General features: G+C 64.1%; 14 protein-coding genes and 1 other RNA gene. 5 read left to right on the forward strand and 10 right to left on the reverse strand.

Annotated elements, in window-relative coordinates; genetic code table 11:
- The 6 genes from BUE21_RS07710 to badH form a co-directional block, all read right to left on the reverse strand.
- A partial coding sequence (locus BUE21_RS07710) for an acyl-CoA dehydrogenase (RefSeq protein WP_073353573.1) occupies nt 1–1054 on the reverse strand: 1054 nt, incomplete at its 3' end.
- Between the two features lie 67 nt (nt 1055–1121).
- Complete coding sequence (locus BUE21_RS07715; protein ID WP_073356116.1) at nt 1122–2288, reverse strand: acyl-CoA dehydrogenase family protein; 1167 nt, start codon at nt 2286–2288, stop codon at nt 1122–1124.
- A gap of 42 nt (nt 2289–2330) precedes the next feature.
- On the reverse strand, nt 2331–3983 hold the full coding sequence (gene aliA / locus BUE21_RS07720) for a cyclohexanecarboxylate-CoA ligase (RefSeq protein ID WP_073356117.1): 1653 nt from the start codon (nt 3981–3983) through the stop codon (nt 2331–2333).
- Between the two features lie 130 nt (nt 3984–4113).
- Nucleotides 4114–5277: a cyclohexanecarboxyl-CoA dehydrogenase gene (gene aliB / locus BUE21_RS07725; RefSeq protein WP_073356118.1), complete on the reverse strand. Its 1164-nt coding sequence runs from the start codon at nt 5275–5277 to the stop codon at nt 4114–4116.
- Between the two features lie 227 nt (nt 5278–5504).
- Nucleotides 5505–6302, reverse strand: a complete 798-nt coding sequence (gene badI, locus BUE21_RS07730; protein ID WP_073356119.1) for a 2-ketocyclohexanecarboxyl-CoA hydrolase — start codon at nt 6300–6302, stop codon at nt 5505–5507.
- Between the two features lie 54 nt (nt 6303–6356).
- Complete coding sequence (gene badH / locus BUE21_RS07735; protein WP_073356120.1) at nt 6357–7124, reverse strand: 2-hydroxycyclohexanecarboxyl-CoA dehydrogenase; 768 nt, start codon at nt 7122–7124, stop codon at nt 6357–6359.
- Between the two features lie 166 nt (nt 7125–7290).
- Between badH and BUE21_RS07740 the strand changes: the two genes are divergently transcribed.
- Nucleotides 7291–7806 carry a MarR family winged helix-turn-helix transcriptional regulator gene (locus tag BUE21_RS07740; protein WP_073356121.1) on the forward strand — a complete coding sequence of 172 codons (516 nt, stop codon included), beginning with the start codon at nt 7291–7293 and terminating at the stop codon, nt 7804–7806.
- A gap of 3 nt (nt 7807–7809) precedes the next feature.
- Here the strand turns inward: BUE21_RS07740 and BUE21_RS07745 are convergent, their stop codons facing one another.
- Together BUE21_RS07745 and ffs are read right to left on the reverse strand one after the other, a co-directional pair.
- Complete coding sequence (locus BUE21_RS07745; RefSeq protein WP_073356122.1) at nt 7810–8607, reverse strand: uroporphyrinogen-III synthase; 798 nt, start codon at nt 8605–8607, stop codon at nt 7810–7812.
- 81 nt (nt 8608–8688) lie between these two features.
- Nucleotides 8689–8784, reverse strand: an RNA gene (gene ffs / locus BUE21_RS07750) — signal recognition particle sRNA small type.
- A gap of 135 nt (nt 8785–8919) precedes the next feature.
- On the opposite strand from ffs, the gene dnaX reads away from it, so the two are divergent.
- The 3 genes from dnaX (at nt 8920) to recR (ending at nt 11857) form a co-directional block, all read left to right on the forward strand.
- Complete coding sequence (gene dnaX / locus BUE21_RS07755; protein WP_073356123.1) at nt 8920–10821, forward strand: DNA polymerase III subunit gamma/tau; 1902 nt, start codon at nt 8920–8922, stop codon at nt 10819–10821.
- Between the two features lie 75 nt (nt 10822–10896).
- Nucleotides 10897–11244 (forward strand): YbaB/EbfC family nucleoid-associated protein, encoded by a 348-nt coding sequence (locus tag BUE21_RS07760; protein WP_073356124.1) that lies wholly within the window; start codon nt 10897–10899, stop codon nt 11242–11244.
- Between the two features lie 10 nt (nt 11245–11254).
- Nucleotides 11255–11857, forward strand: a complete 603-nt coding sequence (gene recR / locus BUE21_RS07765) for a recombination mediator RecR (RefSeq protein ID WP_073356125.1) — start codon at nt 11255–11257, stop codon at nt 11855–11857.
- A gap of 50 nt (nt 11858–11907) precedes the next feature.
- On the opposite strand, the gene BUE21_RS07770 is transcribed toward recR, so the two are convergent.
- Together BUE21_RS07770 and xseB are read right to left on the reverse strand one after the other, a co-directional pair.
- Nucleotides 11908–12894, reverse strand: a complete 987-nt coding sequence (locus BUE21_RS07770; protein ID WP_073356126.1) for a polyprenyl synthetase family protein — start codon at nt 12892–12894, stop codon at nt 11908–11910.
- Nucleotides 12895–12964: 70 nt separating this feature from the next.
- Nucleotides 12965–13171: an exodeoxyribonuclease VII small subunit gene (xseB, locus tag BUE21_RS07775; protein WP_073356127.1), complete on the reverse strand. Its 207-nt coding sequence runs from the start codon at nt 13169–13171 to the stop codon at nt 12965–12967.
- Between the two features lie 294 nt (nt 13172–13465).
- Here xseB and BUE21_RS07780 point away from each other — a divergent pair, with 294 nt between their 5' ends.
- Nucleotides 13466–14623, forward strand: a complete 1158-nt coding sequence (locus BUE21_RS07780; protein WP_073356128.1) for an aromatic ring-hydroxylating oxygenase subunit alpha — start codon at nt 13466–13468, stop codon at nt 14621–14623.
- Nucleotides 14624–14625 lie beyond the last annotated feature (2 nt).

The following is a 14625-nucleotide window of genomic DNA, read 5'->3' on the forward strand; positions in this document are numbered from 1 at the left end:
CATTGCCCCCCAGCATGTCCCGCGCCAGCCGCGCAATCTCCAGTGCCTTGCCGCAACTGTTGCGCTTGATGATGGAGGTGATCTCCACCGGAGCCTGATGCAGGTCTTTGAGCCGCCCCACTTGCAGGCAGCCTTGCAGCCCCAGGTGGATTTCCGTCAGCGCATCGGCCAGCTTCTTCTGGATGAGCTGGTTGGCCGCCAGCGGACGGCCAAACTGCTTGCGATCCAGTGTGTATTGCCGCGCCACGGCCAGGCAGTCTTCCGCTGCTCCCAGCGCGCCCCAGGCGATGCCGTAGCGCGCACTGTTCAGGCAGGTGAACGGGCCTTTGAGACCACGCACTTCGGGGAAGGCGTTTTCTTCGGGAACGAATACTTCGTCCATGACGATTTCACCGGTGATGGAGGCCCGCAGGCCCACCTTGCCGTGGATGGCCGGGGCCGACAGCCCTTTCCAGCCCTTCTCCAGCACGAAGCCGCGAATCTGCCCTTCATCGTCCTTGGCCCAGACCACGAATACGTCGGCAATCGGGCTGTTGGTGATCCACATCTTGGAGCCGGACAGGCTGTAGCCGCCTTCGACCGTGCGGGCACGGGTAATCATGCTGCCGGGGTCGGAGCCGTGGTTGGGTTCGGTCAGGCCAAAGCACCCTATCCATTCGCCCGAGGCGAGTTTGGGCAGGTATTTCTGTTTGGTCGCTTCGTTGCCGAATTCGTTGATGGGTACCATCACCAGCGAGGATTGCACGCTCATCATGGAGCGGTAGCCGGAATCGACGCGCTCGACTTCGCGGGCAATCAGGCCGTAGGCGACGTAGTTCAGGCCCGCGCCGCCGTACTGTTCGGGGATGGTGGCTCCCAGCAGGCCGATCTCGCCCATTTCGCGGAAGATGGCCGGGTCGGTGGATTCGTGGCGGAAGGCCAGTTGCACGCGCGGCTTGAGCTTGTCCTGGGCGTAGGCGTGGGCGGCATCGCGGATCTGGCGTTCGTCTTCGCTGAGCTGGCTTTCCAGGTTCAGTGGGTCTTCCCATTGGAAGCGGGGCTTGGCGTGCGTCATGAGGGGTCTCCTGTTGGGTGTGTTGTGGTGGGAATCGGGATGGCAAGGGCGGCGTGGCCGCCTTGCCTCATGCCTGGGCCTGGCGCAGCAGTTCGCGTCCGATGATGAGTTGCTGCACTTGCGTGGTGCCTTCGTACAGGCGCAGCAGGCGGGCATCGCGGTAGAAGCGTTCGACCGGGAATTCGTTGATGTAGCCGCTGCCGCCGTGCACCTGCACGCCCCGGTCGGCCACGCGACCGAGCATTTCGGTGCAGAACAGCTTGGCGCAGGAGACGCGCATGGACACGTCCGGGTCGGAGGCATGGGGCGGCTTCTGGTCGAAGCGGGCCGCCACTTCCTGCACCAGCGACCAGCCCGCCAGCAGCTCGGCCTGGCTGTCGGCCAGCATGGCCTGCACGAGCTGGAATTCGCCAATGGCCTTGCCGAACTGCTTGCGCTCGCTGGCGTAGCGGGCCGATTCGTCCAGCACACGTTGCGCCATGCCGCAGGAGACGGCGGAGATGTTCAGGCGACCCCGATCCAGTACCTTCATGGCGGTCTTGAAGCCCTGGCCTGGCACTCCGCCGATGATGAGCGAGGCGGGCACGCGCACGTTCTCCAGAATGACATCACAGGTCATGGTGCCGCGCTGGCCCATCTTGCGGTCTTTCTTGCCCAGTTGAATGCCGGGCAGGTCGGCGGGCACGATGAAGGCCGACACGCCAGCCGCACCCGCGCCGCCGGTGCGTGCCATCAGCGTGAAGGCTCCGGCGCGGGGCGCGTTGGTGATGAAGCGTTTGGTGCCGTTGAGCACATAGTGGTCGCCATCGGCCTCGGCACGGGTCTTGAGCGAGGCGGCATCGGTGCCCGCGTCCGGCTCGGTCAGCGCGAACGACATGACCAGTTCGCCACTGGCCACGCGCGGCAGGAACTCGGCTTTCTGCTCGGGCGTGCCATCCATCAGAATGCCCTGGGAGCCGATGCCGATGTTGGTGCCGAAGACGGAGCGGAATGCCGGGGCGGTGCGGCCCAGCTCGAAGTTCACCAGCACTTCCTGGCCCACCGACAGGCCGATGCCGCCGTATTCTTCGGGAACCGTCAGGCCGAACAGGCCCAGTTCCTTCATGTCCTGCACGATGTCGGCGGGCACTTCGTCGTGTTCTTCCAGGTGGTTTTCGGCGGGGATGAGCCGCTCCTGCACAAAGCGTTGCACAGTGGCGCGCAGCAGCGCGAAGGACTCGTTGTCTAATGCCATGGGGAATACCTCGGTGAATGGTTCTCTGGGGGGCGGGATGGCTCAGGCCTGCTGGCCCAGTTCCTGGTGGATGATTTCGCGCAGCTTGAACTTCTGGATCTTTCCCGATGGCGTGGCGGGCATGGCGGCGCGCACGATGAGTTTCTCCGGGATGTACTGAAGGGCCAGCTTCTGGCTTTTCAGGAATTCCACCATCGAGTCGAAGTCGATGCTCTGGCCTTCCTTGGGCACGACCACGGCGCAGGCGCGTTCGCCCAGGCGTTCGTCCGGGTAGGCGACGATGGCGGCCAGGGCCACGGCCGGGTGGCGATAGAGCAGGGTCTCGACTTCCACCACCGGGATGTTCTCGCCGCCACGGATGATGACGTCCTTGCTGCGGCCGGTGATGCGCAGATAGCCCTGTGCGTTGATGATGGCCAGATCACCGGTGTCGAACCAGCCGTGCTCGTCGGTGCTGTTGAGCGCGGGGCGTTTCAGGTAGCCGCCGAAGTTGGAGGCCGAACGCACCAGCAGCCGTCCCTGTTCGCCAGGGTGCAGCGGCTCGCCGTTGATGTCCACGGTCTGGATTTCCACGCCCGGCAGCGGTATGCCATCGGTGGTGACGGCCAGTTCGTCCGGGTCTTCGGGGCGGATGAGCGTCACCGCGCCGTTCTCGGTCATGCCCCAGGCGGAGATGATCTTCACGCCCAGGGTGTTCTGTGCCTGCTCCACCAGCGGCCCCGGAATCGGCGCACCGGCGCACAGGAAGGTCTTGAGCGAGGGCACGTCCTGCCCCAGTTCTTCCACCTTGCGCGACAGGTCGGTGAGGAAGGGCGTGGATGCCATCGTGAAGCTGGCCTGCTCGGCGCGGATCAGCTCCACGGCCTTGGTCGCCTCCCACACGTCCTGCAACACGGCAGTGGCGCGCAGCAGCACGGGCATGATGAGGCCGTACATGAAGCCGGTCTGGTGTGCCATCGGCGAGGCCATCAGCACCACATCGTCCTGCCCCAGGTGCAGCCGCTGGGCGTAGGGAATGATGTTGGCGAACACGGTGTTGGCGGTGTGCATCACGCCCTTGGGCTCGCCAGTGGTGCCGGACGTGTACATCAGTTGCGTGACATCGTCCGGGCCGGGGCGGTTTTCGCTCAGGATTTGCGCGGCATTGGTCTTGGTTTCCCATTCCGGGCGGGTCAGCAGGGCCTCGTAGCTGTTGTCGCCTTCGCCACCGACCACGATGATGTGCCGCAGCGCGGGCAAGTCGGGCTTGAGGCTGGTGAGCATCTGCTCGAAGTCGAAGCGGCGGAACACCTTGGGCACGATGACGACCTTGGCCTCGCCATGCGCCAGCATGAAGGAAAGCTCGCGCTCGCGGAAGATGTGCATCAGCGGATTGACCACCGCGCCAATGCGCGAGCAGGCCAGATAGGTGAGGGTGAACTCCCACCAGTTGGGCAACTGCATGGCCACCACATCGTTCTTGCGCACGCCCAGGCGGTGCAGGCCCACGGCAATGCGGTCGGCCAGCCGGGCCAGCTCGGCGTAGGTGAAGCGGCGGGTGTCGCCGTTTTCCACGCGCACGGCGGTGAGGGCGATCTTGTCCGGGAAGTCGCGGGCGGCGGCATCGAGTTCGTCGTTGATGGTGCGGTCGTGCCACCAGCCCTTGGCAATGCTTTCCTCGCGCCGGGCGGGGATGAGTACAGCGTCAAAATTCATGTGTGTCTCCGAATGTTCCTGGAAGTGAACGGTTGCGTTGGTTTTTTCATCGCTGGGGTGCAAGCCTGGCCCCCGGTGCGGGCGGGGGATGGCTCGTCTGGTGGTGCGGGAGATGGGGGCGCGAATCGAATCAGGCGGGCACGGCCTGGCGACCGGCGCGGGTGCGGGCAATGATGGTTTTCATGATCTGCGCCGTGCCATCACCGATCTGGAAGCCCAGCACGTCGCGCAGGCGTTGCTCCATCAGGCCCCGGTCATAGCCGCCGTGGCCGTGCGTGAGCAGGCACTGGTGCACCACGTCGTAGGCCAGCTTGGGTGCCCACCACTTGCACATGGCCGCCTCGGCACTGTGGGGCAGCTTGCGGTCGTTCAGCCACAGGGCTTGCAGGCACAGCAGGCGCGCGGCTTCCACCTGGGTTTCATGGTCTGCCAGAGGGTGCGATACGCCCTGGAAGGCGGTCAGCGGCTTGCCGAAGGCATCGCGCTGGGCGGCGTATTCCCAGGTTTCTTCCAGTGCAACCTTCGCCACCGCCAGCACTTGCAGGCCGATGAGCGCGCGCGAGAAGTCAAATCCCTGCATCACCTGCACAAAGCCCTTGTTCTCGTCGCCCAGGCGGTGATTGACGGGAATGCGCACATTCTCGAAAAAGATGGAGCCACGCCCGATGGCGCGTTGCCCGTGGCAGTCGAAGCGGTTGGTGGTGATGCCGGGCGTGTCCAGCGGCACGAACAGTGCGGTCACGCCGTGCGCTGCCGATTCGGGCGTGCCGGTGCGACCGAACACCACGGCGGCACCGGCCTGGTCGGCGGCAGAAATCGAGGTTTTCTCACCGTTGAGGATGTAGCTGTCGCCATCGCGCTCCACCTTCAGGCGCAGATTGCCCGCATCGGAGCCGCCGCGCGGCTCGGTCAGCGCAATTGCAATGATGGTCTCGCCTGCGGTGAGTTTTTGCAGCCACGGCTGCACGACTTCCGGCTCGCCGTAGGTGGAGAGAATCTTGCCGTTGAGCGAGGCCAGCAGGTTGATGTAGCTGATGGACAGGTCGGCGCGGGCGATTTCCTCGTGAATCACGCCCGCTGCCAGACAGCCCATGCCCTGACCGCCGAAGGCTTCGGGCAACTCCGGTGCAATGAAGCCCATCTCGCCCATGGCCCGCATGATGTCGCGGTCGAGCACGCGCGTCTGGTCGCGCTCCTGAAAGCCCGGTGCAATGCGGGCAGTGGCGAAACGCCTGGCGTGTTCGGCCAGGGCAACGAGGTCTTCATCCAGATAGGGGTTGGCGGTGTGGCTCATGCTTGTCTCCGTGTCGGGCGGGCGTTCTTCGGGTGTGCAGGGGTGCGGTGATCGGGCCGGAGCAGAGGCACACCGACCCGTGCGGCCTGGGGGCGTACCCCAGGGCTGTGAATGGAACCATCGAAAAAAAACGGTGCTGCCGTCAAAAAGGAAGAGAGAAAAAACACAGCAGCACCGGTTTGCAAAAAAAGGGGTATGCCACCGTGGCGGCATACGGGTGCGGTGGCTTACTTCGCGTGCTTGCGGAATTCCGGCTTGCGCTTTTCCTTCAGCGCGGCCACGCCTTCGCGGGATTCCTCGGTGTCGTAGTACAGGCGCAGGGCGTACATGCCCAGTCCGGCGATACCAGTCTGGTGCGCGGTGTCGGCGTTGAAGGAACGCTTGGCAATCGCAATCGCCGTGGGGCTGCGCTCGCTGATTTCCTCACCCCACTGCTGCACGGTTTCGTCGAGCTTGTCGTGCGGCACGCAGAGGTTGGCCAGCCCGATTTCCACGGCTTCCTGGCCGCTGTAGCGTTTGTTCAGGTACCAGATTTCCCGCGCCTTCTTCTCGCCGACCACGCGGGCCAGGAATGCGGTGCCAAAGCCGGGATCGACCGAACCCATCTTCGGGCCGACCTGACCCATGATGGCCTTCTCGGACACGATGGTCAGGTCGCAGATGGTCGCCAGCACATTGCCGCCGCCAATCGCATAGCCCTGCACGCGGGCAATCACTGGCTTGGGCACGTCGCGGATGGCGGTGTGCAACTCTTCCATCGGAAGGCCAATCGTGCCACGGCCGTCGTAGTTGCCGTCGTGGGCCGACTGGTCGCCGCCGGTACAGAAGGCTTTTTCGCCCGCGCCGGTCAGCACGATGCAGCCCACCTCGCGGTCGTAGCCTGCGCGGTTCAGGGCCTTGATGATTTCGTCACAGGTCTGGCCCCGGAAGGCGTTCATCTTGTCCGGGCGGTTGATGGTGATCCAGGCAACGTGGTTGCGGACTTCGTACAGGATGTCTTCAAAAACGGGCAGCGGTGCGGCCATGGGTGTCTCCTAGTGCTGGTGATTGGGGGAATGAGGGAATGGGGTGAGAGAAAATCAGCCGTTCATCGTCAGGCCGCCGGACACGCTGATGACCTGTCCGGTGATGAACGCAGCCTCGTCACTGCCGAAGAAGGCAATGGCGGAGGCCAGATCGTCGGGCTGGCCCAGGCGGCCCAGTGGAATGGCTTTGGTGAAGGCTTCGATGAGCTTTTCCGGATTGGGCGCGCCTTCGGCCACACCGGCCAGCAGGGCCGTGTCGGTCGGGCCGGGGCAGACCACGTTCAGCGTGATGTTGTGGCGGGCGTGCTCGCGCGCCAGCGTCTTGCTGAACGACACCAGCCCACCTTTGCAGGCCGCATACACGGCCTCGCCGGAGGAGCCGACGCGCGCGGCGTCCGACGCGACATTGACGATGCGGCCATACTTGCGCTCCACCATGCCCGGCAGCACCGCGTGGTGCAGGTTCAGCGCGCCCACCAGATTGATGGCGATCAGCTTGTCCCACTCCTGCGGCACGGTCTTGGTGAAGGGCTTGAACACATCCCAGCCCGCGTTGTTCACCAGCACATCAATCGGGCCAAGCTGCTGCTGCACACCGGCCACGCCTGCATCCACGCTGGCACGGTCGGTGATGTCCACTTTGAACGCTGCCGCCTGGCCGCCTGCGGCCGTGATTTCGTCGGCCACTTTCTGGCCGGCTTCGAGATTCAGGTCAAAAATGGCGACCTTGGCTCCTTCCGCGCCAAAGCGGCGTGCCGTGGCACTGCCGATGCCGCCTGCGCCGCCTGTTACGATGACTGTCTTCCCGGTGAGTTTGGACATGCAATGGTCTCCTGAGTGGTGGTTGAAGTGAGAGAAGGCAATCGGGTGACGATGGGATGTCAAGCATCCTGTCTCCCGCTCAATTAAGACAATATATTTACCTAAAAACCGGAATCGGTCAAATTCTTTTTGCAACGTCTCTATAGGGATTTCCCCTTATAACAGCATGGATAACCAGAAAAACAACCAGATAGCGAAGAATGAACTTGCCAACCGCCTGTTCTTCAGACTTTATCAATGTGCAAATATGTTGCATAAAACGGGCAGCCGCGCACTGGAAGACGAAGGGCTGACCACGCAGCAGTGGGCGGTGCTGGGAGCCTTGTCCAGACCGCAGGTGCAAGAGGGCATGAGCGTGGGCGATCTGGCGCGCTACCTGATGGTGAGCCGTCAGAACCTGTCGGGACTCATCAGCCGCATGGAGCGTGATGGGCACGTTGCCATCGTCCCGGACGCACGCGACCGGCGTTCGCGCATCGTGCAGATGACCGAGGCGGGGCAGTGCGTATGGAGCGAACTGGCGGCCCCGAAAATCCAGCAGTACTACGAGTTTCTGTTGGAAGACTTCTCCATCAACGACCTCACCCACACTCTGCACTACCTGCTGAAAATGCTCGACGGAATGGTCAAGCTCGACCAGCAATGGCAGCAGGATCGGCCCGATGCGGGGGATGGGGAGTGAGTGTTAAGGCCGCGCCGTGACAGTTGCCACCACCGAGTCCAGATCGGGTCGGCAGGTCTGTACCGTGCCAAAGCCGATGGCCTGGGCGGTGGCGGCGATGCGCGGATGGGTGGCGAGGGCGGTGCAGCGCGACCAGTCGGCAGCGGGCATCAACTGCTGCAAGTGCGCCAGTGCCTGGGAGCTGCTGCACAGCCAGGTTGCGCAGCTGTGGGCGGCCTGGGTTGCCAGTGCGTGTTCAGCGGGTGACCAGATGGGGCAGCGGCGTTCATAGACGGCAAGAAACTCGCATTCGGCCCCGCGTTGCCGGATTTGCCGTGCCAGCCAGTCGCGTCCCTGACCGGATGGTGTGGCAGCCGCACCGGCATCCTGCCCGCGCAGGATCAGGATGCGTGATGGGGCGTGGACTTGTGCCTGCACCGTTTGCCAGAGGGTTTCGGATTCAAACTGCGCGGCATTGGCGGCGGGCTGGTCGATTTGCGCAGCGGCAAAGCCTTGCTGTTGCAACGCGGTGGCCGTGCCGGGGCCGGGTGCCCACAGGCGCGGCAGAACGTGACCAGACTGGCGGGTGGCTTGCCATGCAGCGTGCAGCGTGGCATTGCAGAAATGCGCCACCGCGCTGGGGCTGACGAACACCAGGGCCTGCCATGTGTGCAGGCGCAGGGCTGCCGCAGCGTGGGCCTGTGTCTCCCAGCCGCTGGGAGCAATATCGATCAGGGGCAGTGCTTGCGCCTCGATGCCCCGCAGTGCCAGTTGCCTCTGCCACGACTCGGCCTGTGCGCGGGGACGGGTGAGCAGGAGCATGGAGCGGGAAGGAGAAGTCGGCGCAGATGCGCTGTGGGGAGTGTGTGGGTTGCATAAAAGAACCACCACACAAAAGAAGGAGGTGACGAGCCTGACCCCGGCACTGACTACGCAGTTAGGGCTGCTTGGTTCCCCACCTGACCCGGTTGGCTGCTTCACCATGCGGGGAGGCCCGTCGGCCGCGATTGTAATACACATCCGGGGTCTATCCGGGGGACTGCGGGTGCGGGCATCTGACAGGGCCGTTCTGGTGCGGATGCCATGCAGGGTTTTGTGAAGCGTGGGGGGCATCCATGTGGGTAGAATCCGCGCATGTCTTATCTGGTTCTGGCCCGCAAATACCGCCCCCGCAATTTCGACGAAATGGTGGGGCAGGAGCACGTCGTCAAGGCTTTGTCCAACGCGCTGGAACAGCAGCGGCTGCACCACGCCTACCTGTTCACCGGCACGCGCGGCGTGGGCAAGACCACGGTGTCGCGCATTCTCGCCAAGTCGCTCAACTGCCAGGGTGCGGATGGGCAGGGCGGCATCACGGCGCACCCCTGTGGTGTGTGCCAGGCGTGCCGGGACATCGATGCTGGGCGGTTCGTCGATTACACGGAGCTGGATGCGGCCTCGAACCGCACGGTAGACGAGGTGCAGAGCCTGCTGGAGCAGGCCATCTACAAACCAGTGCAGGGGCGTTTCAAGGTCTTCATGATCGACGAAGTGCACATGCTCACCGGCCATGCCTTCAATGCCATGCTCAAGACACTGGAGGAGCCGCCCGAATACCTGAAGTTTGTGCTGGCGACCACCGATCCGCAGAAAGTGCCGGTCACGGTGCTCTCGCGCTGCCTGCAATTCAACCTGCGGCCGATGGTGCCCGAGACGATTGCCGAGCATTTGCAGAAAGTGCTGTCGCTGGAGTCGGTGGCCTGTGAACTGCCCGCAGTGCGCCTTATCAGCCGCGCTGCACGCGGTTCGATGCGCGACGCGCTCTCGCTCACCGATCAGGCGATTGCTTTTGGCGGTGGCGCATTGCACGAAGCGCAGGTGCGGCAGATGCTGGGCGTGGTGGACAAGCAGTACATCTACCAGATCATCGAGGCTTTGGCACAGGGGCAGGGCAAAGCGGTGCTGGATGTCTGCGATACCCTGCGCCGTGCGGGCACGCCCGCCGTTTCGGTGCTGGAAGACATGTCACTGGCCTTGCAGCAAATGGCCCTGTACCAGAGCGTGCCCGAACACGCCCGTCAGGCAGAGACCGGCGACACCGACGAGCAGCGGCTGCTGCACTACGCTGCACAACTGCCCCCGGACGAAACCCAGTTGCTCTACAGCTTCTGCCTGAAAGGGCGCGAGGAACTGGGGCTGGCCCCCGACGAATATTCCGGGTTGGTGATGGTGCTGTTGCGCATTCTGGCCTTCAAGGCCCCCCCCGCGCCGCTGTCTGCGCGGGCTTCCCCGGTGCCACTGCCTGCGGTGGCGACCGTTGCCGATGCACCCCCGGCAGCTCCTGCCCCTGCGCCTGTCGAAGCGGCTGTGGCCCCTGTGGAAGTGGAGGCAGTGGAGCCGCCACCGGCACCCATTCCAGATGCGTTTGCGCCCGTGGAGGAGCCAGTGGAGCAGCCGCCCAGGTATGCCGAAGTTCTGCCCTGGGAAGATGAGGCTGCGCCACCGCCACCCACGCCAGCCCCTGTTGCCACGGTGGCCACAGAGCCTGCGCCGCCTGCGCCTCCACAGGCTGAACCCGAACCCTTGCTGGCAGATGCGGCCCCCCTGCCTGAGCCAGCCCCAGAAACATCGATTGCCTTGCCGCCCGAAGATTTGCCACCTGCCCAGTGGTGGATTGCCCTGATTCACACCCTGGTGCAAACCGGGCGACTCACGGCACTGGCGCGGGAGCTGGCCGTGCAGTCGGAACTGCTGGCGCGTGATGCGCAGGCCCTGCGGTTGCGCCTGAACAACCAGACGCTGGACAACCAAAGCCTGCGCCAGAAGCTGGCAAGCGTGCTGCTGGCCGTGGGCGTGACGCAGCGACTGGACATTGCCGTGGGCGAGGCCGTGAGCACGCCTGCTGCCCATGCCACCGAACAGAAAAACCGGCAGATGGATGTGGCCCGCCACATAGTGGAAAACGACCCGCAGGTGCAGATGCTGCAACAGCGGTTCGGCGGCCAGATCGTGCCCGGCAGCATCCAGCCGCTGGATATTGTCTTGCCCCCGGCCTGACCCGCGCATGGCGACGGCCCGACCGGCTTCGCTGTGCCCTCACTTTTTATATTCTCATCAGAAGGAAACAACACCATGTTTAACAAAGGACAAATGGCCGGTTTGCTCAAGCAGGCGCAAGCCATGCAGGACAACCTGAAGAAGGCACAGGAAGAACTGGCCAGCATCGAGGTCGAGGGCGAATCCGGCGCAGGTCTGGTCAAGGTACTGATGACGGCCAAGCACGAGGTGCGCCGCATCACCATCGACCCGAGCCTGCTGGAAGAAGACAAGGACATGCTGGAAGACCTGGTGGCGGCCGCCTTCAACGCCGCAGTGCGCAAGGCGGCCGAGGTGGAGCAGGAAAAGATGGGCAAGCTCACCTCCGGGCTGGGTGGCCTGGGAGGGCTGGGCGGTCTGGGTGGCATGAAGCTGCCGTTCTGAGCGCGCGGGCGTGTCCTCCGATTCACCCGATACGCAAAGCCTGGACACGCTGGTGCAGGCCTTGCGTGTCTTGCCCGGCGTGGGGGTCAAGTCGGCTGCACGGATGGCATTTCACCTGTTGCAGCATGACCGTGACGGGGCACGCAAGCTGGCGGCGGCCCTGACCGATGCGGTCAGCCACATTCGGCATTGCCGCAGTTGCCATACCTTCACCGAGCACGAGTTGTGCCATACCTGTGCCGACCCCAGCCGCGACCGCACCCGCCTGTGCGTGGTCGAGACCCCAGCCGATCAGGCCGTCATGGAGCGCACCGGTGCGTATGACGGCCAGTATTTTGTGCTGCTGGGGCGGCTCAGTCCGCTCGATCGCATCGGGCTGGACGATCTGGGCATCCGGCCACTGCTGGAGCGTGCCTGCGATGGCGTGGTGCAGGAGGTCATCGTCGCCACCAGCTTCACCGCCGAGGGCGAGGCCACGGCCCATATCCTGACCGAGAGCCTGCGCAGGCGTGGCCTGACCGTGACCCGGCTGGCACGCGGTGTGCCGGTGGGCAGCGAACTGGAGTTCGTCGATCTGGGGACGATTGCCCACGCGCTGGCGGATCGCCGCTGACGCTGCGATTGCTGCCGCCACTTCATGCGGCTTGCATCCTGCGCGTGCGTTCAATAGCGGCGTTGAATCACCATGTCTGCCAGTGCCACCAGAATGCGGGTATCGGGCAGGCCCGTCTGCTCCAGTGCCTGCATGGCCTGTTGGTGCAGTTGCGTGGCATAGGCCTGGGCCGCTTCGATGCCCATCAGCGATACATAGGTGGGCTTGTCGTTGGCGGCATCCTTGCCAGCAGTCTTGCCGAGCGTGGCCGAATCGGCGGTTGCATCGAGCACATCATCGACCACCTGGAATGCCAGGCCAATCGCATCGCCGTATTGCACCAGGGCTGCCAGCAGGCGAGGGTCGGGGTGGGCGTTGGCATGGGGGGCGCAATGGCATCCCATGCGGACGCTGGCCTGTAGCAATGCGCCGGTTTTGAGGGTGTGCATGTGCTGAAGGGCAGCCTGGGTCATGCGCTTGCCGACGTGGGCGAGGTCGATGGCCTGCCCGCCTGCCATGCCACGGTGTCCGGCCGCGCGCGCCAGAATGGCGCACAGGGCGGCCTGGGTGGCCGGTGGTGTGAGGTCGGATTCGGGTGTGCCGGTTTCCTCGGCCAGCGGCGTGAGCAACTCGAATGCCAGGGCCTGCATGGCATCGCCCGCCAGCAGGGCAGCGGCTTCGCCGAACTGCACATGGGTGGTGGGCTTGCCACGGCGCATCTGGTCGTTGTCCATGCAGGGCATGTCGTCGTGCACCAGCGAATAGGCATGGATCAACTCGACGGCGCAGGCGGCACGCAGTGCGGTATCGTGCCAGACCGCCACCTGGGAGGCGGCCAGTTGCGGGTGCTGCTGCATGACGGCCTCGTGGCTGGCCAGCACCAGCAGCGGGCGCAGCCGCTTGCCGCCATCGAGTACGGCATAGCGCATGGTCGCTTGCAGATCGGCCGGAGCCTGCGGGGCCACCCAGTGCGACAGAGCGGATTCCATGTCGTGCTGGCGTTGGTGCAGCCAGTCGGCGGCAGCGGCGGAAGGGGAGAGGGCAGTCAGGTGTGGCATGGGGCCAGAGGGTCTTTCATCGGGGAGTTTCGGCCCGGCGGTGGCCGTGGAAAACGGGCACGCCACAGGCTCAGTCGGCTTCCAGCGTCTGGATTTGCTCCTGCACGGCTTGCAGGCGCGCGCGGCAGAAATTCAGCAGTTCGGTGCCGCGCTGGTAGCCACTCAGCAATTGTTCCAGCGGCAATCGGCCGCCTTCGATCTGCGCCAGCAACTGCTCCAGTTCCTGCATGGCATCTTCATAGGTGGCGGGTGTGTTTTTGGGGGTTCTGGCGGGCATGGCGCGTGGCAGCAGGCAGGGGGAAGGGAGCGGCCATTCTAGCGGTTATCGGCAGGGGCTATGCCGGTCGGTGCCTGCGGCAACCAGCACGGTGGTGGTCGTGTGTGTGGATGCGTGTCAGTTGCAATTCCTGCCCGGAACGCTCAACTATCCCGGCCTGTCACACGGATTCGGGCAGACTTGCATAGAATCCCTGTTCGTGAAGTCGGCGGTGCGTGGGTGCATCCAGCCGACTTTGTTGTTTTTCCCCGCGCTCTGCCGCACCCCTGTGGGGGCTTCTAGGTCAGGATATTGATGTCTGATTTAAGTCTTCAACTCCAGCGGGCTACCTGCCAACTGCCCGTTCCCAGCTATTTCGACGAGACGCTGTTCCAGCACGAAATGGCAACCATCTTCCAGCGTGGCCCGCGCTATATGGGACACGAGCTGGCCGTCCCTGAAGTGGGCGATTACTACACACTGCCCCAGGAGAACCACGGCCGTGCACTGGTGCGCCAGCGTGATGGCAGCATCGGCCTGATCTCCAATGTCTGCCGCCATCGCCAGGCCATCATGCTCAATGGCCGTGGCAATCTGCAAGACCAGGCCAAGGGCAGTGCGGGGGGCAACATCGTCTGCCCGCTGCACCGCTGGACGTACAGCGAACAGGGCGCGTTGCTGGGCGCACCGCATTTTTCGCAAGACCCCTGCCTGAATCTGAACCGCTATGGCCTGCGTGAGTGGAACGGCCTGCTGTTCGAGGACAACGGCCGCGACATCGTGGCCGATCTGGCGGGCATGGGGCCGCGCTCTGCCCTGAGCTTTGATGGTTTCGCACTCGACCATGTGGAAATGCACGAGTGCAACTACAACTGGAAGACCTTCATCGAGGTGTATCTGGAAGACTACCACGTCGGGCCATTCCATCCGGGCCTGGGCAATTTCGTCACCTGCGACGATCTGCGCTGGGAGTTCGGCCAGCATTATTCGGTGCAGACCGTGGGAGTGGCCAATGCCTTGCAGCAATCGGGCAGTCCCATTTATCAACGCTGGCATGAGGTGCTGTTGCAGTTCAACCAGGGCAAGCTGCCGCAGCATGGCGCGATCTGGCTGACCTACTACCCGCACATCATGATCGAGTGGTATCCGCATGTGCTCACGGTTTCCACGCTGCACCCCATCAGCATTCACAAGACGCTGAACGTGGTGGAGTTCTATTACCCGGAAGAGATCGTGGCATTCGAGCGCGAGTTCGTCGAAGCGCAGAAGGCGGCCTACATGGAAACCGCCGTGGAAGACGACGAGATCGGCGAGCGCATGGATGCAGGCCGACGCGCCCTGTTCGAGCGCGGTGACAACGAAGTCGGCCCCTACCAAAGCCCGATGGAAGACGGCATGCAGCATTTCCACGAATGGTATCGGCAGCAGATGGGCGAAGTCTTGCAAGGACTGGACGGGCAGGCCACGTCCTGAGC

The organism is Lampropedia hyalina DSM 16112, from assembly GCF_900129055.1.
Lineage (GTDB): Bacteria > Pseudomonadota > Gammaproteobacteria > Burkholderiales > Burkholderiaceae_C > Lampropedia > Lampropedia hyalina.

What these genes read in the sequence shown, in the direction of transcription:
- BUE21_RS07780 (WP_073356128.1), top strand. Translation starts at nt 13,466, where the DNA reads ATGTCTGATTTAAGTCTTCAACTCCAGCGGGCTACCTGCCAACTGCCC.
- badI (WP_073356119.1), bottom strand. Translation starts at nt 6,302, where the DNA reads ATGGCCGCACCGCTGCCCGTTTTTGAAGACATCCTGTACGAAGTCCGC.
- BUE21_RS07770 (WP_073356126.1), bottom strand. Translation starts at nt 12,894, where the DNA reads ATGCCACACCTGACTGCCCTCTCCCCTTCCGCCGCTGCCGCCGACTGG.
- BUE21_RS07715 (WP_073356116.1), bottom strand. Translation starts at nt 2,288, where the DNA reads ATGGCATTAGACAACGAGTCCTTCGCGCTGCTGCGCGCCACTGTGCAA.
- badH (WP_073356120.1), bottom strand. Translation starts at nt 7,124, where the DNA reads ATGTCCAAACTCACCGGGAAGACAGTCATCGTAACAGGCGGCGCAGGC.
- dnaX (WP_073356123.1), top strand. Translation starts at nt 8,920, where the DNA reads ATGTCTTATCTGGTTCTGGCCCGCAAATACCGCCCCCGCAATTTCGAC.
- BUE21_RS07740 (WP_073356121.1), top strand. Translation starts at nt 7,291, where the DNA reads ATGGATAACCAGAAAAACAACCAGATAGCGAAGAATGAACTTGCCAAC.
- xseB (WP_073356127.1), bottom strand. Translation starts at nt 13,171, where the DNA reads ATGCCCGCCAGAACCCCCAAAAACACACCCGCCACCTATGAAGATGCC.
- aliA (WP_073356117.1), bottom strand. Translation starts at nt 3,983, where the DNA reads ATGAATTTTGACGCTGTACTCATCCCCGCCCGGCGCGAGGAAAGCATT.
- BUE21_RS07760 (WP_073356124.1), top strand. Translation starts at nt 10,897, where the DNA reads ATGTTTAACAAAGGACAAATGGCCGGTTTGCTCAAGCAGGCGCAAGCC.
- BUE21_RS07745 (WP_073356122.1), bottom strand. Translation starts at nt 8,607, where the DNA reads ATGCTCCTGCTCACCCGTCCCCGCGCACAGGCCGAGTCGTGGCAGAGG.
- aliB (WP_073356118.1), bottom strand. Translation starts at nt 5,277, where the DNA reads ATGAGCCACACCGCCAACCCCTATCTGGATGAAGACCTCGTTGCCCTG.